Origin of the sequence: Mesorhizobium sp. WSM1497 (genome assembly GCF_001672455.2) — a bacterium.
Classification (GTDB): domain Bacteria; phylum Pseudomonadota; class Alphaproteobacteria; order Rhizobiales; family Rhizobiaceae; genus Mesorhizobium; species Mesorhizobium ciceri.
The window spans coordinates 5,704,639-5,724,672 of sequence record NZ_CP021070.1; the positions used below are offsets into that span (position 1 = coordinate 5,704,639).

The 20,034-nt window shown below is 63.7% G+C and carries 16 protein-coding genes and 1 pseudogene; 15 read left to right on the top strand and 2 right to left on the bottom strand.

The features are described 5' to 3' along the window. Positions 1-9: 9 nt before the first annotated feature. The gene (locus A9K65_RS28095; protein WP_013532876.1) at positions 10-1,161 is read left to right on the top strand and encodes an efflux RND transporter periplasmic adaptor subunit; all 1,152 of its coding nucleotides are present in this window, start codon (positions 10-12) and stop codon (positions 1,159-1,161) included. Positions 1,162-1,336: 175 nt separating this feature from the next. Here the strand turns inward: A9K65_RS28095 and A9K65_RS36550 are convergent, their stop codons facing one another. Then, positions 1,337-1,606: a LysR family transcriptional regulator gene (locus A9K65_RS36550; protein WP_064995100.1), complete on the bottom strand. Its 270-nt coding sequence runs from the start codon at positions 1,604-1,606 to the stop codon at positions 1,337-1,339. Between the two features lie 132 nt (positions 1,607-1,738). Here A9K65_RS36550 and A9K65_RS28105 point away from each other — a divergent pair, with 132 nt between their 5' ends. From A9K65_RS28105 to A9K65_RS28135, 7 genes are all read left to right on the top strand, one after another. Beyond that, the gene (locus tag A9K65_RS28105; protein ID WP_023808713.1) at positions 1,739-2,431 is read left to right on the top strand and encodes a GntR family transcriptional regulator; all 693 of its coding nucleotides are present in this window, start codon (positions 1,739-1,741) and stop codon (positions 2,429-2,431) included. A 35-nt stretch (positions 2,432-2,466) separates the two neighbouring features. Further along, entirely contained in the window at positions 2,467-3,573 is a 1,107-nt protein-coding gene (locus A9K65_RS28110; protein WP_064995099.1) for a mandelate racemase/muconate lactonizing enzyme family protein, read from the top strand. Between the two features lies 1 nt (position 3,574). Beyond that, positions 3,575-4,759 carry a mandelate racemase/muconate lactonizing enzyme family protein gene (locus tag A9K65_RS28115; protein WP_064995098.1) on the top strand — a complete coding sequence of 395 codons (1,185 nt, stop codon included), beginning with the start codon at positions 3,575-3,577 and terminating at the stop codon, positions 4,757-4,759. A gap of 247 nt (positions 4,760-5,006) precedes the next feature. After that, positions 5,007-6,671, top strand: a complete 1,665-nt coding sequence (locus tag A9K65_RS28120) for an ABC transporter substrate-binding protein (RefSeq protein ID WP_064995097.1) — start codon at positions 5,007-5,009, stop codon at positions 6,669-6,671. A 100-nt stretch (positions 6,672-6,771) separates the two neighbouring features. Further along, positions 6,772-7,755, top strand: a complete 984-nt coding sequence (locus tag A9K65_RS28125; RefSeq protein WP_181172681.1) for an ABC transporter permease — start codon at positions 6,772-6,774, stop codon at positions 7,753-7,755. Next, positions 7,752-8,630, top strand: coding sequence for an ABC transporter permease (locus A9K65_RS28130; protein ID WP_027163828.1), 879 nt, complete (start codon positions 7,752-7,754; stop codon positions 8,628-8,630). The genes A9K65_RS28125 and A9K65_RS28130 overlap by 4 nt, the downstream gene beginning before the upstream one ends. Then, on the top strand, positions 8,623-10,653 hold the full coding sequence (locus A9K65_RS28135; protein WP_064995096.1) for an ABC transporter ATP-binding protein: 2,031 nt from the start codon (positions 8,623-8,625) through the stop codon (positions 10,651-10,653). The genes A9K65_RS28130 and A9K65_RS28135 overlap by 8 nt, the downstream gene beginning before the upstream one ends. 25 nt (positions 10,654-10,678) lie before the next feature. On the opposite strand, the gene A9K65_RS28140 is transcribed toward A9K65_RS28135, so the two are convergent. Continuing rightward, the gene (locus A9K65_RS28140) at positions 10,679-11,581 is read right to left on the bottom strand and encodes a LysR family transcriptional regulator (protein ID WP_064995193.1); all 903 of its coding nucleotides are present in this window, start codon (positions 11,579-11,581) and stop codon (positions 10,679-10,681) included. A 112-nt stretch (positions 11,582-11,693) separates the two neighbouring features. Here A9K65_RS28140 and A9K65_RS28145 point away from each other — a divergent pair. From A9K65_RS28145 to A9K65_RS28175, 7 genes and pseudogenes are all read left to right on the top strand, one after another. Then, a pseudogene (locus tag A9K65_RS28145) lies at positions 11,694-13,347 on the top strand (ABC transporter substrate-binding protein). Further along, positions 13,344-14,234 (top strand): DUF427 domain-containing protein, encoded by an 891-nt coding sequence (locus A9K65_RS28150; RefSeq protein WP_198327669.1) that lies wholly within the window; start codon positions 13,344-13,346, stop codon positions 14,232-14,234. Before A9K65_RS28145 ends, A9K65_RS28150 begins: the two are co-directional and overlap by 4 nt. An 81-nt stretch (positions 14,235-14,315) precedes the next feature. Then, positions 14,316-15,080: an SDR family oxidoreductase gene (locus A9K65_RS28155; protein ID WP_013532887.1), complete on the top strand. Its 765-nt coding sequence runs from the start codon at positions 14,316-14,318 to the stop codon at positions 15,078-15,080. Positions 15,081-15,499: 419 nt separating this feature from the next. Further along, positions 15,500-16,474, top strand: coding sequence for an ABC transporter substrate-binding protein (locus tag A9K65_RS28160; RefSeq protein WP_064995094.1), 975 nt, complete (start codon positions 15,500-15,502; stop codon positions 16,472-16,474). Positions 16,475-16,551: 77 nt separating this feature from the next. Then, entirely contained in the window at positions 16,552-17,637 is a 1,086-nt protein-coding gene (locus A9K65_RS28165; protein WP_013532889.1) for a glycine betaine/L-proline ABC transporter ATP-binding protein, read from the top strand. Beyond that, positions 17,634-19,616 (top strand): ABC transporter permease subunit, encoded by a 1,983-nt coding sequence (locus A9K65_RS28170; protein WP_064995093.1) that lies wholly within the window; start codon positions 17,634-17,636, stop codon positions 19,614-19,616. Before A9K65_RS28165 ends, A9K65_RS28170 begins: the two co-directional genes overlap by 4 nt. A 29-nt stretch (positions 19,617-19,645) precedes the next feature. Beyond that, positions 19,646-20,023 (top strand): GFA family protein, encoded by a 378-nt coding sequence (locus tag A9K65_RS28175; RefSeq protein ID WP_064995192.1) that lies wholly within the window; start codon positions 19,646-19,648, stop codon positions 20,021-20,023. The last annotated feature ends 11 nt before the right edge of the window (positions 20,024-20,034 follow it).

A 20,034-nucleotide genomic window follows, 5' to 3' on the forward strand; every position in this document is an offset into this window, starting at 1 on the left:
AGACTGATCATGCGTAAATGGAAAATCGCGTTGGGAACGGCTGTCGCGCTGGGTGCGATCTCGGTGGCCAGCGTCCACCTGCTCGATATGGGCAATCTCAGCCTCAATGCCGGCACGGCAGGTGCGGCGCCCGCCCCGGCGGCGTTCGTCATGCCGGTGCCGGTGGTCAGTGTCGTCAAGAAGACGATCCCGATCTACCTCGACTATGCCGCGCGGACAGAGCCGATCCGCAGCATCACCTTACAGGCGAGGATTCCCGGCTATCTGCAGGAGCAGACTGCAGCCGACGGCGTCGACGTCCGGCAAGGCGATCTCCTCTACAAGATCTCGCCTGACGACTTCCAGGCGGCGCTCGACCAGGCCAAGGCCCAAGTGCAGCGCGACACAGCGACGCTCGACTATGCCCGCTCGAATCTTGGTCGCGGCACCGAGCTCGCCAAGAGCGGCTACCTCGCCAAGGACGGCTTCGACCAGCGCACCAGCACCTTGCGCGAAGCGCAGGCATCGCTGGCGCTGAACCAGGCGGCGGTCCGCACGGCAGAGCTCAATCTGAGCTACGCTGAAATCCGGGCGCCGTTTGCCGGGCGCCTTGGCCGCAACCAGGCCTCGGTCGGAACGCTGGTCAGCGTCGCCGGCACCGTGCTCAACACGCTGGTGCAGCTCGACCCGATCTACGTCACCTTCAACCCGAGCGAGACGGATCTGACCGAGATCGAGCAAGCCCGTGCGAACGGCCCGATCGAAGTGGATGTCCTGCTCCCCGGCCAGACCGAGGCAAGCCAGAAGGGCGAGCTTACCTTCATCGACAATTCGGTCGACCGCTCGACCGGCACGATCACGGCGCGCGCGACGATCGGCAATGGCAAGTTTACGCTGCTGCCGGGCCAATATGTCCGTGTCCGGCTGCATGTGAGAGAGCAGGCCGATGCGCTGATGGTGCCCCAGACGGCGCTGGGCTCAAGCCAGCTCGGCAAATATCTCTATGTCGTCGGCAAGGGCAACACGGTCGACCAGCGGCTGGTTTCGCTCGGACCGACGAGCGGCGATCAGGTCGCCATCCTCAGCGGCGTCGCCGAGGGCGACCAGGTGATTACGGGCAATCTGCAGAAGATCGGCCCCGGAGCGCCCGTATCGCCGATACCGGAAAAGCCGGCCACCTGAACACCCCCGTCAGGATCCGGCTTCAGCGCGGCGCCCCGGCCTTCCCACAGGTCGCGGGCGCCGCTCGACTGAGCAGTTCCACCAGACCGGCAACATCGGCCCGGTCGACCTTGGCCGCATGAATGCACAATAGGGGTGCCCAAGGCGCACCGAGACGGAGGAGAGCGCAATCAGCCTACCGGCCTCCAGATCGGCGCGCGCCATGACCCGCTGGCCAAGCGCGATGCCCAGGCCGAGCCTTGCCGAGGCGATCGGCGTCGGTGAGCGCGATGCGGTTGCCGCTGCGCACGAACAGCTGCTTGCCGAACCAGGTTTCGAGATTGCGTATCTGCTGGCTGACCGCTGCAGAGGACACGCCGAGTTCAGAGGCGGCCAGAGTGAAGCTGCCGGCACGGGCGGCAACTTCAAAAGTCTTGATCGCATTCAGCGGCGGCAACCGTTCCACAGCGGCTCCATATGACTCGCCAGAGGGAATTTCGAAACGGTCTCAGCAGCGTTGGCCAATCAATTGAGATAGCCTCTTGTTAGATTGTCGACAATCTGCTTGTCTTGCTTTCGGTTTCCTGGGAGTGGCCGAATGGCGAAAGCGGATTTCAGTCCGATCGCGGACACGACGCGACGCGCCGAGATCGTTGCGCTGTTGCGGCGCGCGATCCTGACCGGGCAGCTCGCACCCGGCCAGAAGCTCAACGAGCTCCGTATCTCCGAACAGATGCGGGTCAGCCGCGCGCCGCTGCGCGAGGCGATGCGCGAGCTGGTCCAGGAAGGAATCCTGACCAGCATCCCCTATGCCGGCACCTTCGTCATCGAGGTCACAGCCAAGGACATCGACGATGCCTATTCGTTCAACAAGGTGATGGACGAGCTGGCCATCGAACGGGCGTGGCCGCTGCGTGACCAGCGCTTCTTCGACGAACTCGACCGGCGCCACGAAGCCGTGAAGCAGGCGACCCGCGCATTGGACACGACACGCCAGATCGAAACCGCGCTGCAACTGCATGGCCTGATCTACGAATGGGCCGACAATTCGGTGCTGCTGGAAACCTGGCAGCGGCTGACCAGCCGGCTGCAGATGTATTTCGCGCTCCACCAGCATGCCCGCAACGAGCCGGTGCCGGCCGAAGACGTTCACGAAACCTATGTGCGATTGCTGAAGGGCAAGGACATGCGTGCGGCCCAGCGCCATGCCAGGGAGCATATCGATCTCGACTTCGAGGAGTTGCTTGCCTACGCCCGCGGCCTCGAACAACGCCCATCGAGGGGCGCCTGACCCGTTCCCAACACCACAGACAGCGGACAAGACACGTGCAGATCGAGACCATCAAGGCCTACCACGTCATGCAGCCCTTCGTTGACGGGCCATACCGCATGTCGAAGGGGCGCGAGGCCGACGCCTTCGACGCGGTGATCGTGTCCATGACATCAGACAGCGGCATCACCGGCTGGGGCGAGATGGCGCCGCTCGGCAATTTTTACTCGGCCGCCTTCCCCGCCGGCGTTCGCGCCGGCGTGGTCGAGATCGCGCCGCATCTGATCGGCCGCGATCCGCGCGGGCTGGCCAGCATCGGGCGGCTGATGGACACGGTGTTCAAGGGCCATCCCTACATCAAGTCGGCGCTCGACATGGCCTGCTGGGATCTGGCGGCGCGCGCAGCCGACGTGCCGCTGGTCACGCTGCTCGGCGGCAAGGAAAGCGACACCGCGGAACTCTACAAGGTCGTCACGCACGGGAGCGTCGACGCCATGGCCGCGCTGGCCAAGCGCATCGTCAAGGACGGCTTCCACCGGCTGCAGGTCAAGGTCGGCGGCAATGTCCATGACGACATCGAACGCGTCATCGCGGTTGCCTCCTCGGTGCCGAAAGGCACGGTCATCTTCTGCGACGCCAATGCCGGCTGGACTCCCTATCAGGCGCGCCAATTCGCCGATGCCACGCGCGCCATCGACTACACGTTCGAGCAGCCCTGCACCACGATCGATGAAAACATGTCGGTGCGCCGCATGCTCGACAAGCCGATGGTGCTCGACGAATCCGTCACCTCGCTCGAGGCGATGCTGGAAATTCATCGCCTGGGCGCGGCCGACGGGCTGACGCTGAAGATGTCGCGCCTTGGCGGCGTGACGAAGACGCGCCAGATCCGCGACGTTGCCGTCGACCTCGGCTTCATGATCACGGTCGAGGACACGGGCGGCGCCGAGATCGACACCGCGGCGATGGCGCATCTGTCGCTGTCGACGCCGGAAGAGCGCCGGCTGCACGCCATCGCCTTCCATGAATGGGTGACGGTGCGCACGGCATCGAACATGCCACCAGTCACCGGCAGCCGCATGGGCATTCCAGACGGGCCGGGTCTCGGCATAGACGTCGTTCCCGATCTGCTCGGCGCGCCGTTCTTCGAGGTCGGGCGCTGAGATGAAAATCCGCAGCATCAAAGCCACGCCGATCAATCTGCGCCTCGAAGCGCCCTATGCCTGGGTGTTCGGCGAACTCGACGGATTTTCCCCGACCGTCGTCGAAGTCGAGACCGAGGATGGCCTGGTCGGCCTCGGCGAAGCGCCGACGCCAGCGGCGGCCGCGATCATCAACGATGTCCTGGCGCCGCGGCTGGTCGGGCGCGATGCCTTCGACATCGCCGGCGCCGAGCATGTCTGCCTGCCCTTTTGGACCGGCGTGCAGTCGATCAACGACCGCACACGCATCATGGCTTTCGGCGCCATCGAGATGGCTTTGTGGGACCTGCGCGGCAAGGCGTGGAACCAGCCGCTCTACCAGTTGCTCGGCGGCGCCGTACGCAAGGATATCCCGTTCACCGACTATTTTTCGCTGCGCGGTGATGGGCCAAAGGTGAAGGGCGAGACGGCGCCCGAGGAAGTCGCCGACTATTGCGTCGAATTGCACGAGACGCATGGAACGACTTTCTTCGAAGGCAAGTTCTCGACCGAAGATCCGAAAATATCGCTCAGGATGGTCGAGCTGATCCGCAGAAAACTCGGCGACGATGCGATGATCCGTGTCGATTCCAACCAGGCCTATTCGCTCAGCACCGCGCGGCGGCTGGCGCGCCCGCTGGAAGAGTTGGGCGTGCGCAACTGGGAGGATCCGGTGGCGACCATCGAGGAGATGCGCGAGTTGCGGCGCCATTGCTCGATCCCGTTCTCGACCCACAACATCGACATTGCGCGCGCCATGGAAACCAAAGTGCCGGACGCGTTCGTCGGCAACCCGACGACGCATGGCGGCATCGGCCGGCTGCTGCGCTTCGTCGGCGCCTGCGAGCATGCCGGGATCGATTTCTGGTGCTACAGCGGCGACAGCGGCATCGGCAGCGCCGCCTATCTGCATCTGTGCGCGGCACTCGGCTGGATCAGGGAGCCGAACCAGTCGCTGTTTCGCATGCTGCCGATGGATGTCACCGAGGAAGGACCGTTTTCGCCGAAGAACAATTTCGTGCGCGTTCCGGAAGGTCCCGGTCTCGGCGTCACCTTGTCGCGCGAAAACCTCGCTGCCTGTCACAGAGACTTTACCGAGAAAGGACCGTGCAACAAGTATCATGACCCGGCAAAGCCCGGAACCTATCGCCGTTTGCCGCTGAACTAGATGACGGCTAGCGGCCAAGACCGACGGCCAGACACGAGAAGCCAACCGCCGCGATTTCGGTCGGGAAGGTTGGACAAAGACGGTGGAAGCCGTGCAGCCAACAATCCCGAGCGTCCACGCCACGACTGGATGGACCGGACAAAACCGCATGCTAAAGTTCCGGTAGACAGGCCTCCGATGCCGGGAAAATGGAGCAATCCACGAAAATTTCGTCAACCATAAGAAATAGGGGAAAGGGTAAAAACCCATGAGCAAGAACCACAGCATTCTCGACCTGATCCGGCGCAATCGCACGCCGCTTGAAAATCACCTGATCGACGGCCTCGTCGACGGCAGGGTCAGCCGCCGCGACTTCGTCCGTCACGGCAGCCTGCTCGGCCTGTCGCTGCCGCTGCTGGGCCGCATAGGCATGGCCGCCGGCCTTGGCGGCATGCCGTCGCTGGCGCGCGCCCAGGGCGCGCCGGGCGCCACCATCCGCGTCGCCAGCAGTGTGCCGGCGGCGACGATCGACCCGGTCAGCATTGCAGACGCCGGCGGCCTGCTGATCATGCAGCAGGTTGCCGAATTCCTTTGCGTCGACGGCCCCGATCTGGTGCTGCAGCCGGCCTTGGCCGAAAGCTGGAAGCCGAACGACAACGGCACGGTGTGGACCTTCAAGCTGCGCAAGGGCGTAAAATTCCACAGCGGCGGCGAGATGAAGGCCGACGACGTCGTGGCCAGCATCGACCGCCTTGCCGACCCGGCCAACTCGTCCAATGCGCTGTCGGTGTTCACCGGCATCCTGCAGAAAGGCGCTTCAAAGAAGGTCGACGACTACACGGTGGAATTCCACCTCGATGCGCCGAACGGCAACTTCCCCTACATGGTGTCGTCCGACAACTACAACGCCGTCATCATCCCGGCGAGCTACAAGGGCGACTACGAAAAGAGCTTCGACGGCACCGGGCCGTTCAGAATTGAGAAATACACGGCAAAGGTCGGCGCGTCCTTCGTCCGCAACGAGGACTATTGGGGGCCGAAGGCCTTGCCCGAGCGCACCGAATTCACCTTCTTCACTGACATGCAGCCGCAGATCCTGGCGCTGCAGGGCGGACAGGTCGACATCATCAACCAGATGCCGGTGTTGGCCGGCGTCGCTCTGCTCAACGATCCGAACATCGACATCATCAGCCTGAAGTCGTCGGCCCATCAGCAGCTGCACATGCGCTGCGACGAGGGTCCGTTGAAGGATGCGCGCGTGCGCCGAGCCATTGCGCTCTGCCTCGATCGCGACAAGCTGGCCGCCGGCCTGATGAAGGGACGCTCCGCCCTGGGCAATGACAGCCCGTTCGCCGCCGTCTATCCTTCGACCGATACGAGCGTGCCGCAACGCAAGCAGGATATCGCCCAGGCCAAGCAGCTCATGGAAGCAGCCGGCCTTGGCCAGGGCTTCAAGATAACCCTGACCACCGAACGCTACCTGGAAATCCCCGAATACGCCCAGCTCATCCAGAACTGGGTCAAGGAGATCGGCGTCGAGCTCGACCTCAACATCCTCGACCAGAGCGGCTATTACGGAGACGCGGTGTTCGGCAAGTCGAACTGGCTGGATTCGGTGATGGGCATCACCGACTACGGCCACCGCGGCGTGCCGAACGTCTATCTTGCGGCACCGCTGAAGAGCGAAGGCACCTGGAATGCGGCGCATTTCAAGAACAAGGACTATGACGCGCTGGCGACCAGCTACATCGCAGCACTCGACCTCGAGGCGCAGAAGGCCGACGCCGGCAAGATCCAGAAGCTGTTGCTCGAGGAAACGCCTGTTATTTTCGGCTATTTCTACGACTATCTGACGGCGACGGCGAAGGGCGTGGCCGGCGTACAGCCGACCGCCATGTCGCAGCTGTTCCTCGACAAGGCATCGAAAGCCTGAACTAACTCTTTGTTGGAGCATGACCTTTTCCGAAAACCGGTCCCCACTTTTCGGGATCATGCTCAAAGGGAAAGCCAATCCTCTAACAGCCAGCTCCCGCATGGGGCTGGCTCCACAAGGAGTCTTAGCCATTCTCTCCTTCCTTGCCCGGCGTGTCTCGCTGTCGCTGGTGACGCTGTTCCTGCTCAGCATCATGGTGTTCCTGGGCGGCCAGGTGCTGCCCGGCAACGTCGGGCGCGCCATATTGGGTCCATTCGCCGACCAGCGCGCGGTCGACGCGCTCAATCACACGCTCGGCGTCGATCGCCCGCTGCTGGCACAGTACTGGGGCTGGATCTCCAATTTCGTCCAGGGCGACATGGGCACGTCCTACATCTTCCGCTCGCCGGTCGCGCCTTTCGTCATCGATGCGCTCGGCAATTCGATGAAGCTGGCGGCGGTCGCCTTCGTGCTGGTGGTACCGATCGGCATCCTCGGCGGCGTCGTCGCCGCGCTCAACCTCAACCGCCCGCTCGACCGCATCATCAGCCTCGGCGGTCTGTCGGTGACGGTGCTGCCGGAATTCGTCACCGGCATCATCCTGATCCTGATCTTTGGTGTCTGGCTGCGCTGGCTGCCGATATCGGCCGCATGGCCGCGCGACGCCGGCTTCTTCACGCAGCTCTACTACCTGATCCTGCCGTCGCTGCCGCTGTTCCTGGTGCTATTCGGCTACATCGCCCGCATGGCGCGCTCCGGCATGATCGAAGCGCTCGATTCCGACTACACGCGAACGGCCGTGCTGAAGGGCCTGCCCTGGCGCACGGTGATCTGGCGCCATGTGCTGCGCAATGCGCTGCTGCCGACCATCACCGTTATCGCCACGCAGACCGGCTACCTCATCGGCGGCCTTGTCGTCATCGAAACGCTGTTTCGCTACCAGGGCATCGGCTCGCTGATCTTCACTGCCGCGCGCGGCAAGGATTTCCCGATGCTGGAATCGGGCATCCTCACCATCGGCATCGTCTATGCCGTGGCCACTCTTGTCGCCGACTTCCTCTATTCCGTGCTCAATCCGCGCATCCGGCTGGGGTCAGACCAATGAGCACCATCCAGACCACCTCCTCGACACCCGACGACACGCGCCCGCGCGGCCCGCTGGCCGAGGTCTTCTTCTCGCTGCTGCGCTCGCGAACATTCCTTGTCGGTTTCGCCATCGTGCTGTTCTGGGTTGCCTGCGCGCTGTTCGGCGAGCACTTCGCACCCTACGACCCGCTCGCCGACGACATCATCAACGCGCTGGCGCCGCCTTCTTCCGAACACTGGTTCGGCACCGACCAGATCGGCCGCGACGTCTTCTCGCGCGTCATCGTCGGCTCGCGCGACATCCTGACCGTCGCCCCGCTGGCGACCTTGCTGGCGACAGTGGCCGGCACGGCGCTCGGCCTCGTCACCGGCTATTTTCGCGGCCTCGTCGACGATGTCGTCAGCCGAATCCTGGAAGCCTTCATGGCGATCCCGGTGGTCATCGTTGCGTTGCTGGCGATCGTTGCGCTCGGCACCTCGAAGACGACGGTCATCGTTGTCATCGGCTTAAGCTTCGCGCCGATCATCGCGCGCACCGTGCGCTCCGCGGTGCTGGCCGAGCGTGAACTCGACTATGTCGCTGCCGCGCAGCTAAGGCATGAAAGTGCCCTGCATACGATGTTCGTCGAGATCCTGCCCAACGTCATTCCGCCGATCCTGGTCGAAACCACTGTGCGGCTCGGCTATGCCATCTTCGCCGTCGCCACGCTCTCCTTCATGGGTTTCGGCATCCAGCCGCCCTCGCCCGACTGGGGGCTGTCGATCTCCAACAATTACGGCATGATCGGCGGCGGCTTCTGGTGGACGGTGCTGTTCGATGCGCTCGCCATCGCCTCGCTGGTCATCGGCGTCAATCTGGCCGCCGACGGCGTTCACGGAGCGCTCAATGACTAACTCCGCCAAGGCCGAAAACGCACTCGAAGTCACCGATCTTTCGGTTGCCTACCGCGTCGCCGGCCGCAACCGCGCCGTGCTGCGTAACCTCAGCCTCACCATCGGCCAGGGCGAAGCCTATGGCCTGGTCGGCGAATCCGGCTGCGGCAAATCCACCGTGGCGCTTACGGTGGTGCGCTATCTGCCGAGAAACGGTTCTATCACCGGCGGCACGATATCGCTCGACGGCCAGAACGTGATGAAACTCGACGCCGAGGCGCTCAGGCGGGCGCGGGCCGAAAGCGTCTCCATGGTCTATCAGGACCCGGGCAAGGCGCTGAACCCGTCGATCCGCGTCGGCCGTCAGTTGACCGAGATTTTTGAACTCGGCGGCATTTCGGGACAAGCGGCCACCGACCGGGCGATTGCCATGCTGAACCGCGTGCGCATCTCCGACCCCGTCAGCGTCATGCAGCGCTACCCGCACCAGCTTTCCGGCGGCATGCAGCAACGCGTGGCGATTGCCATGGCGCTGGCCAACGATCCCTCGATGCTGATCCTCGACGAGCCGACCACCGGCCTCGATGCGACGGTAGAGGCCGAAGTGCTCGACCTGATCGCACAGCTGCGGCAAGAACTGTCGGCCTCGATCCTGTTTATCAGCCACAACCTCGCCGTCGTCTCCAACATGTGCGACCGGGTCGGCGTGCTCTATGCCGGCATGCTGGTCGAGGAAGGGCCGACGGAGGTCGTCTTCAACGACCCGCGCCATCCCTACACCGTAGCCTTGCTGCGCTGCCTGCCGCGCGGGGGCCAGCGCAAGGACCAGGGCCGCCTCGATACCATTCCCGGCTTCCTTCCCGGCATCGGGGCCGACATCAAGGGCTGCGCCTTCGCCGATCGCTGCGCGCTCGCCGACGACCGCTGCCGCAGCGAATTGCCACCGCTCTACGATCTGGGCGGCCGGCTGTCGCGCTGCTTCCATCACGACAAGGCGCAGGCGCTGCCGCGCGCGACGCCGAGCGATGTGGCGCCTGTACCAAGGGCGGCGGCAGCGCCGGTGCTGCGCGTCACCGGGCTGAACAAGACCTATGCCAGCCATGGCCATGCACTGCGCGCCGTGAAGGACGTGTCGCTCGACCTGCGGCCCGGCGAAACGCTCGGGCTGGTCGGCGAATCCGGCAGCGGCAAAACGACCTTCGCCAGGCTGCTGCTCGGCCTTGTGCCGCCGGACGCAGGCGGCACCATCGAGCTGGAAGGCAAGGCGCTGGCGCCCAGGCTGGAGAACCGCAGCGACGACCAGATCAAGGCGATGCAGATCGTCTTCCAGAACCCGGACTCCGCACTCAACCGATCGCATTCGATCCGGCATCTGATCGGACGCGCGCTGAAGCGGCTGGCGGGCCTCTCCGGCAAGGCGCTGGAGGCTCGTCTCAACGACCTCGTCCGCTCGGTGCGGCTTACGGACCGGCATCTGGCTGTAAAACCGCGCCAACTGTCCGGCGGCCTGAAGCAGCGCGTCGCCATCGCCCGCGCCTTCGCCGGCGACCCGCGCATCGTCGTCTGCGACGAGCCGACCTCGGCGCTCGACGTCTCGGTGCAGGCGGCCATCCTCAATCTGCTCGCCGACCTGCAGTCGAAGGAAGACGTCAGCTACATCTTCATCTCGCATGATCTGGCCGTGGTGCGTTACCTCTCCGACAAGATCGCCGTGCTCTATCTCGGCCGCATCATGGAGCTCGGACCGTCGGAAGAGGTCTTTTCCGGGCCGCATCATCCCTACACCGAAGCGCTGCTGTCGGCCGTGCCCAAACTCGACCAGACCGAGACGGCGCGCATTCGTCTCGACGGCGAAATCCCGAGCGCCACCAATCCGCCGTCGGGCTGCGTGTTCCACACGCGCTGCCCGCGCAAGATCGGTCCGATCTGCGAACAGCAGGAGCCGCCGCTGAGCGAGGCCCAGCCTGGCCATTCGATCCGCTGCCACATTCCCTACGCCGAACTGGCCAGGCTGCAGAGAGCGGCCGTGACCGAGCCGGCATAGCGCCGCGCTTCCGTGGCTTGGCCAGTCAGACCTGGCCGGCCATGCTGAGAGCACGGTCACCTTCCGAAAAGCCCTGCCCTTCGGCCCAGTCCCTGGCCAGCGTGCGCAGGCCTGTGAGCGCGACATCCAGGACATCCGAAGAAACAGGATTGGAGGGATAGGCGAGGTAGATCGGCCGCTGGAACACCGGCGCGTCGTTGATGCGCCGCATTTCGCCGCGCTCGATATGGCCGCTGACGGCGCTGAGCGGCAGATAGGCGGCAGCCTGCTGCGACAGCACATGCTGCAGCCCGATGAAGACCAGTCCGGCCGATATGGCCGGCTTGACCATGCCGGCAAAGGCGCGGTCGTGCTCGATGCGGAACTCAAGCCCCCAGTCCATCAGGATGTAGTTTTCGGTCCACGGCCTGTTCTGCGCGGCGTGCTGCACCAGCACGACCTGATCGACGGCCAGCGTTTCGTAGACGATGCCGGGATGCGGCCGCGGCAGATAGAGGATGCAGATATCGAGCAGGCCTTCCGCCAGCTGGTCGATCGCCGAGTCCGGGAAGCTGCCCTCCAGCCGCAGCGCCACGTTCGGCCGCCTGGCGCGCATCCACTCGACCCATGGCGAGGTGATGCGGTCCCACAGATAGGCAGGCGCGGTCAGCCGCAGCAAGGTCTCGTAGCCATCGGGAACGGCGATGTCCTGCCGCGATTGCTCCCAGGTGCGGGTGATGGAAGAGGCATGTGGCAGGAACTGCCGGCCGGCCGGCGTCAGCGTGACGCCATCGCGGTCGCGCACGAAAAGCCGGCGGCCCAACTGCTCCTCTAGCCCCCTGATCCGTGCGCTGACGGTGGACTGCGCGAGGTTGAGCCGGCTGGCTGCGACGGTGAAGCTGCCATGGGTGGCGACTTCGAGAAAGCTGCGCAGATTTTCAGTGTCCATGCCCACCTCTGCATCGAAAATTTCGATGACCCCTATCAAAAAATATCGCTTTCCGGCGACAGTCAACAATGAACTAGATGGCCGAACCTCAAGACAAGCGAGGAATCCAGCCATGCCCAAGCATTTCCGGATGATCGACAACGCTCGCAGAACGCTCACTGCAATCGAAAATTCCGCTGTCGACGAATTGCTGGCCGGCAGGATGGACCGCCGCGACTTCCTGCGCCATGGCAGCGTGCTTGGTCTCTCACTGCCGTTCCTGGGCAGCCTTGTCGCGGCCGCCGGCCTCGGCACGCAGCAAGCACGCGCGGAGGGCAAGCCGGGCGGCACGGTGCGCGCCGGCGTGGCGACGCCGGGCGGCGCCATCGATCCCGTCACCTATTATGGCAGCGGCAGCTATCAGCTGGTTTTCCAGACCGCCGAATTTCTCTGCATCACGCAGCCGGACCTCACCTTGAAGCCGGTGCTGGCGGAGAGCTGGGCGCCGAACGAGGACGGCAGCGTCTGGACGTTCAAGCTGCGCAAGGGCGTGAAATTCCACAATGGCGAGGATTTCAAGGCCGACGACGTCGTCGCGACCTTCGACCGGCTGGCCGACCCCAACGGCGCTTCTAATGCACTTTCCGTGTTCAAGGGGCTGCTGTCGAAAGGCGGCACCCGGAAGGTCGACGACCACCGTCGCCTTCCACCTCGATGCGCCGAATGGCAGCTTTCCCTATTCGGTGTCGATCGACAATTACAACGCCGTCATCCTGCCGGCGAGCTACAAGGGCGACTACGAAAAGACGTTCGAAGGAACCGGGCCATTCCGGCTGGAGACCTACACGCCAAAGGTCGGCGCGACCTTCATCCGCAATACCGACTATTGGGGCGAGAAGGCGCTGCCTGACCGGCTCGAATTCAAATTCTACGGCGACGTGCAACCGCGCATCCTGGCGCTGCAGGCCGGCGAGGTCGACATTCTCGACGCCGTTCCGCTCGATGTAAGCCAGGTGGTGCTGAACAGTCCTGATATCACGGTGCTGCGTGTCGCTTCGACCGCGCACCGGCAGCTTCACATGCGCTGCGACACCGGCCCCTTCACCGACAAGCGCGTGCGCCAGGCGCTGGCGCTGTGCATCGACCGCTCCAAGCTGGTCGACGGGCTGTGCCGCGGCATGGCGGCGACCGGCAATGACAGCCCCTTCGCACCCGCTTTCCCCGCAACCGACAAGACGGTGCCGCAGCGCGTCCAGGATATCGCCAAGGCCAAGCAGTTGCTGGAGGCGGCGGGCCTTGCCAGTGGTTTCGACATCACGCTAACGACGCTGCGCTATTCCGACATTCCCGGCTACGCGCAATTGTTCCAGAATTTCGCCAAGGAAATCGGTGCCCGCATCTCGCTCAACATCGAAGACCAGGACAAATATTACGGCAAGGCGGTGTTCGGCCAGTCGGACTGGCTGGACAGCCCACTTGGCATCACCGACTACGCCCATCGCAGCGTGCCGAACGTCTTCCTGAAGAGCCCGCTGGTCAGCGACGGTCCGTGGAATGCGGCGCATTTCAAGAGCCCGGCCTATGACGGCATGGTCACCAGCTATCTCAAGGCGCTCGATGTCGGCGCGCAACGCGCTGCCGCCTCCGACATCCAGAAACTGCTGCTCGACGAGACGCCTGTCATCTTCAGCTATTTCCCCGATCTGCTGGTGCCGGTGCGCAAGAATGTCAGCGGCTTGCCGCCGATCGCCGCCGGCCTGCTGCTCGATCGCGTGTCCCTGAGCTGATCGTGCCTCAACGCCCGATGACAAAAGAAACAAAACGGGAGACTACCATTCGCAAGCCTCATCTGCGCGGCCGCGGGCCGCATTTTCCGCTGCTCGACAGCATCTTGCAGTACGACTTCGAGCCGGGCTACATAGCCTTCACCATGCCGACGCAGAAGCGCCTGCGCGTGCAGGTGGGGTCAATGACCGTGGCCGATACGACCAACGCCTTGGTGTTCTACGAATCCGATCATCTGCCGGTCTACTATTTTCCGATCGGCGACGTTCGCGAGGAGTTCCTGCTGCCGAGCAAGACCACGACAGAGGACCCATTCAAGGGCACAGCCACCCACTATTCGCTCAACACCGGCATCACGCTGGTCGAGGACGCGGCCTGGCGCTATCTCGATCCGGTCAAGGGCTGTCCGCCGATATCGGACTACATGTCGTTCACCTGGAGCAAGATGGGGCACTGGTTCGAGGAGGACGAGGAGATCTTTGTCCACGCCCGCGATCCCTTCCGCCGCGTCGACTGCCTGCCGTCGTCGCGGCGCGTGCAGGTCATCCTCGATGGTGAGCAGGTCGCCGATTCACGCCGCGGCGTGTTCCTGTTCGAGACCGGCCATCCGGTGCGCCACTATCTGCCAATCGCCGACACGCGGCTCGATATGTTCGCGCCCAGCCGCTACATCTCGCGCTGTCCTTACAAGGGCATCTCCAACTATTATCACGTGACGACCGAGGCCAAGCGTCACGAGAACCTCGTCTGGTATTATCCTGAGCCGGTGCACGAGGCGGAGCGCATCAAGGGGCTGGTCTGTTTCCACCACGAGCTGGTCGACAAGATCCTGGTCGATGGCGTCGAAATCCCGAAGGAAGCCACGGCCGCGTCGAGCGGTTATTTCTAGGCATCGACGCCGCTTGCGCGCGGGCGCTTGATCGAAGCACGGGTCAGCGCATACCCTTCCCTGGGACAGGGAGGACACTCGATGGATCTTTTCAAGCTGGATGGCGATGTCGCGCTGGTCACCGGCGCCGGCAGCGGCATCGGCCAGGCCATCGCGATCGGGCTGGCCGAGGCAGGCGCCGACATCGCCTGTTTTGGTCATGCGTCGAAAGGTGGGCTGGATGAAACGGCGCACCGGATCACGGCACTCGGCCGCAAGGCGCTGGTGCTGAACGGTACAGTGACATCGCAGAGCGATCTGGCGGCGGCGATCGATCGAGTCGAGAGCGAACTCGGTGCGCTGACCGTTGCGGTCAACAATGCCGGCATTGCCGGCTCCGAACCCGCCGAGACCATGCCGCTGGAGACGTGGCAGAAGGTGCACGAGGTCAATGTCGCCGGCGTGTTCCTGTCCTGTCAGGCCGAAGCGCGCAAGATGCTGGTGCGAGGCAAGGGCTCGATCATCAACATCGCCTCGATGTCAGGCACCATCGTCAACCGGGGCCTGACGCAGGCGCACTACAACTCTTCGAAGGCCGCCGTCATCCACATGTCCAGGAGTCTCGCCATGGAGTGGGCCGATCGCGGCCTGCGCGTCAATGTCGTCAGCCCGGGCTACACACTGACGCCGATGAACAAGCGGCCTGAGGTGGCCGAAGAGGTGAAGATCTTCAAGCGCGACACGCCGATGGGGCGGATGGCGGCGCCGGAGGAAATGGTCGGACCGACGGTGTTCCTGGCCAGCCGCGCAGCGAGCTTCGTCACCGGCCTCGACCTGATTGTCGATGGCGGCTACGTCTGCTGGTAGAGGTTCAACTTCGCCTGCAGTCTGAATTTATACGCCTCGCGCGGTGTTAGTCGTTGCGCGACATGAACCTTGATATATATAATTTCATCCCATGAAACTGGCTTGGCGAGATGGCGCTTGCCGGGTCGACAGCCGAGAACATGAGACCTTGATGGCTCGCACCTTGCAAGGCGCCGCAAGACTGGCAATCGATCCGCAGATGACCGCCCCCGCAGCGATCCGTCGGCAACCATGACGCCGACACTGCAGCCCTGTTCCATCATCACTAGAATTGAGCACCATCTTGCCTGCGCCGGCCAAAGCCGGGGCAACAATCTGGCGCCGACGGCCTTGCGCAAAGACCAGCCTTTCCAACACAATCAAGAAAAGCCGCAAGAAGGGAACGAACGATAATTTTCACAGCTTGAAGGAGAACAAGCATGTCACTTCGCAGTGTGATTTCGACCTTAACAATGGGAACCTTCGCACTCGCCGCGGCGAGTGCACTGACACCTTCCGCCCAAGCCGCCGCACCAGAATCCAACGATCCGATCAAGATCGCGCTGTTCGACTGGACCAGCGTCAATCTGAACGCCAAGATCCTCGGCGGTATCCTGGAAAAGCTCGGCTATACCGTCGAGTATCCCACGGCCGACTACCTCTCCAGCCTGACCACGGGCCTCACCAATGGCGATCTTGATGTCGGCCTGGAGTTCTGGGACACGACCGCCGGCGAAGCCATGAAGGCCTCCGATGCGACCGGCCAGACCGAACGGCTGGGTAAGCTCGGACCCAAGGCCAAGGAAGAGTGGTGGTTTCCGGAATACATGAAGGAGAAATGCCCGGGCCTGCCCAATTGGGAAGCGCTGAAGGACCCGAAATGCGCCGAAGCCTTCTCGACGGCGGAGACCGCACCGAAGGGACGCTATCTCGGCGGCCCGGTGACATGGGAAGGCTTTGACGACGAGCGCGTCGAGGCGCTGAAACTGCCCTTCACCGTCATCCATGCCGGCACCGACGCGGCGATGTTCGCCGAGCTCGATTCCGCCTATCAGCGCAAGGCGCCGATCATGCTGTGGATCTATTCGCCGCATTGGGCGCCGGCCAAGTACAAGGGCGAGTGGGTTGAATTCCCGGAATACACGCCCGAGTGCTACAACGACCCGAAATGGGGCGTGAACCCCGACGCCAAATATGACTGCGGCAAGCCGCATGGCGAGATCTGGAAATACTCCTGGTCCGGCATGAAGGACAAATGGCCGGTCGCCTACAAGGTGGCCAAGGCCTACACGATTGACACCGATGAGCTCAACAAGATGAGCGGCGAGATCGATCTCGGCGGCAAGACACCGGAAGACGTCGCAGCTGCCTGGATCGCCGCCCACGAGGCCGACTGGAAAGCCTGGGCGCAGTGATCGTTCCGACTGGAAAAATGAGACCCGGCTGCTGACCAGCCGGGCCTCACTTGTTGATATTCCAGAGGGACGTTCGAATGACGGACAGGACTGAACAGGAGCCAAACACGGCGGGCGCGCCAAAAGACGCCCGTCCGGTAAAGCTTGCCTGCCGCAATGTCTGGAAATTGTTCGGATCGAACGCGGCCAATTTCATCCGTGAACGTGACGGCAAGGCCAGCATGGCCGACGTCACGGCTGCCGGGCTGGTCGGCGCGGTGCGCGCCGTCGACCTTGAAATCCGCCAGGGCGAGATTTTCATCATCATGGGCCTGTCGGGCTCCGGCAAGTCGACGCTGGTGCGCTGCATGTCGAGGCTGGTCGAGCCGACCCACGGCAAGGTCGAATTCGAGGGCAATGACCTGCTGAAAATCTCCGATGCAGCACTCATCGAATTGCGACGACACCGCATGGGCATGGTGTTCCAAAATTTTGCGCTGTTGCCGCATCTCAACGTGCTGGAGAACATCGCCTTCCCGCTCAGCATCCAGGGGCAGGACCGGGCGACACGCGAAGCAAGGGCGCGCGAGGTCATCGAGCTTGTCGGCTTAAGGGGTCGCGAGCATTTCTATCCGCGCGAACTGTCCGGCGGTCAGCAGCAGCGTGTCGGCATCGCCCGCAGCCTGGCGACAAAACCGGAAATCTGGTTCCTCGACGAGCCGTTCTCGGCGCTCGATCCGCTGATCCGCCGCGAGATGCAGGACGAGCTGATGCGGCTGCAGATGATGCTGCACAAGACCATCGTCTTCATCACCCATGATTTCGACGAGGCCATCCGGCTGGCCGACCGCATCGCCATCATGAAGGATGGCGAGGTCATCCAGATCGGCACGCCGGAGGAACTGGTGGTCAATCCGGCGACCGATTACGTCGCCGAGTTCACCCGCGACGTCGACCGCGCCAAGGTGATCTCGGCACGCAGCCTCATGCGCGCCTGCGACGGCTCGGAGCACGGCGGAACGGTGGCGCCGGAGGCCAAGATATCCAGCTTTTCCGCCAGCATCGTTGCCGCCAACAAGCCGTTCGCGGTCGTCAACGGCAGCGGCAAGCCGATCGGCGAGGTGACGCCGCAAGCGGTGATCGATCTGCTGGCCGGCATTGAGCGTTCCGGAGCCGGCACATGACGGTGACGGCAAGCGCCGGCGAAACACGGTCGCGCCCGGTTCAGGTCTGGCTGCTCGTCTGGGCGGTGGCACTCGCGGCCGTGCTTGTCGTGTTCCTGTTGCAAGACCACCTGCCCTGGGCGGTCAATTATCCGGCCAGCGCCGTCGTGCCGGTCGCCGATTGGATCAGCGCGCTGATGCGCTGGATCAAGTCGAACCTGTCGTGGCTCACCCGCTCGATCACCGCTGTGCTCGGCGTTCCGCTCGATTTCGCGCTCAATCTGCTGGCCAAGAATTTCAAGATCGGTCACGGCGCAGAAGCCTATGTCCTGCCGCGGCTGTCCTGGGTCGGCGTCTGCGCTGCCGCCTTCATCGCGGGGCATGCAGCCGGCGGCAGAAAGCTCGGCCTGCTGGTCGGCGGCTGTTTTCTCTATATCGCGCTGTTCGGCCAATGGACCAGCGCCATGCTGACGCTTGGGCTGATCTCCATCGCCGTGCCGTTCTGCATCGTCACCGGGCTGTTCGCCGGCATCTGGGCGTGGCGCAAGCCGTGGGCCGAAAGGCTCATCGTCTCCCCTGCCCTTGACCTGATGCAGACGATCCCGACCTTCGCCTATCTCATCCCAATGCTGCTGCTGTTCGGCAACAGCCCGGTCTCGGCGATGATTGCGACCGCCATCTTCGCCACCCCGCCGATGGTGCGAGCAACGATGCTCGGCCTATCGCGGGTGCCGTCGGAGATCGACGATTTCAGCGAAATGGCCGGCTGCACGGCGCAGCAGAAACTGTGGCGGGTGCTGCTGCCGTCGGCGCGGCCGACATTGATGGTCGGCGTCAACCAGGTCATCATGCTGGCGCTGAACATGGTGATCATCGCTTCGATGATCGGTGCCGGCGGCCTCGGCTACGACGTGCTCCTGGCGCTACGCGCGCTGAAGGTCGGCGAGGCGATGGAAGCCGGCCTTGCCATTGTGGCACTCGCCATCGCACTCGACCGGCTGAGCCAGGCCATCGCGCACAGCCAAGCAAAGGGCCATGTCCATCAGGAGGTAAGCCCGAGCCTCTGGCGGCGCTACCCCAACCTGACGCTGGCCATCGCCATCCTTGTCGTGACAACACTGCTCGGCCTGTTCGTGCCGGCCTTGGCAGTGGTGCCGAAAGCGATCACTTTCACCACGGCGCCGCTGTGGAAGGCGGCGGTGAACTGGGTGACCATCAATTTCTTCGACACGATCGAAGCGTTTCGCGTGGCGCTCATCCTCAATCTGCTGAACCCGCTGCGCGCCTTTTGCGAGGGCTTTCCGTGGCTCGGCGCTGTCTTCCTGCTCGGCCTTGCCGGCTATCAACTCTCCGGCCTGCGTCTCGCCGTCCTCGTCGCCGCGCTGACCACCTTCTGCGCCATCACCGGCCTGTGGGAAAAGACCATGGCGACGGTCTATCTCTGCGGTATCTCGGCCTTCATCGCCTGCCTGATCGGCATCCCGATCGGGCTGATGGCTTCACGCAGCGACCGGTTCGAGAAGATCGTCACGCCGGTCATCGATACGATGCAGGTGCTGCCATCCTTCTGCTTCATCATCCCGGTGGTGATGCTGTTTCGGGTCGGCGACGTCACCGCGATGATCGCGACGATCGCCTTCGCCGTGGTGCCGGCGATCCGCTACACCAATCACGGCATCAGGCAGGTGCCGCCGGCGCTGATCGAGGCGGCCAAGGTTTCGGGCTGCACGCCGCGCCAGACCTTCTTTCGCGTGCAACTGCCGCTGGCGCTGCCGGAAATCATGCTGGGCGTCAACCAGACGATCCTGATGGCGCTGGCAATGATCATCATCTGCGCCATGGTCGGCACCCGCGATCTAGGCCAGGAAGTGTTCATCGCACTGTCCAAAGCCGATTCCGGCCGCGGCATCGTCGCCGGTCTCGCCATCGCCTTCATCGGCATCGTCGCCGACCGGCTGTTCAGCGCCTGGACGGCGAAGGCGCGCGCAAGGCTGGGTTAGGATTAGCCGCCCCGACACAGGAGAGAATGATGACTGGCCGGATCGCTCACTGCACCTGCGGCCAATTGCAGATCCGCTGCCCGCAAGAGCCGGCCAAGGTCTCGCTTTGCCATTGCCTGGACTGTCAGCGGCGGACCGGCAGTCCGTTCGGGATCGCCGCTTTCTTCGATGCCGCCGAGACCGACATCAGCGGCTCATTCCAGACATTCCAACGCGATTCCGACAGCGGCTTTCCCGTCACCTTCCATTTCTGCGGAACGTGCGGCTCAACGGTCTTCTGGTATCCGTCACGAAAACCGGCGGCGGTAGCCGTCGCAGTCGGCTGCTTCGGAGACCCGGCATTTCCGGCGCCGACGCAGTCTGTTTATGGCGAGAGTCGCCACGGCTGGGTCGAGGCGCCGGCCTGACGGCAAGCCCA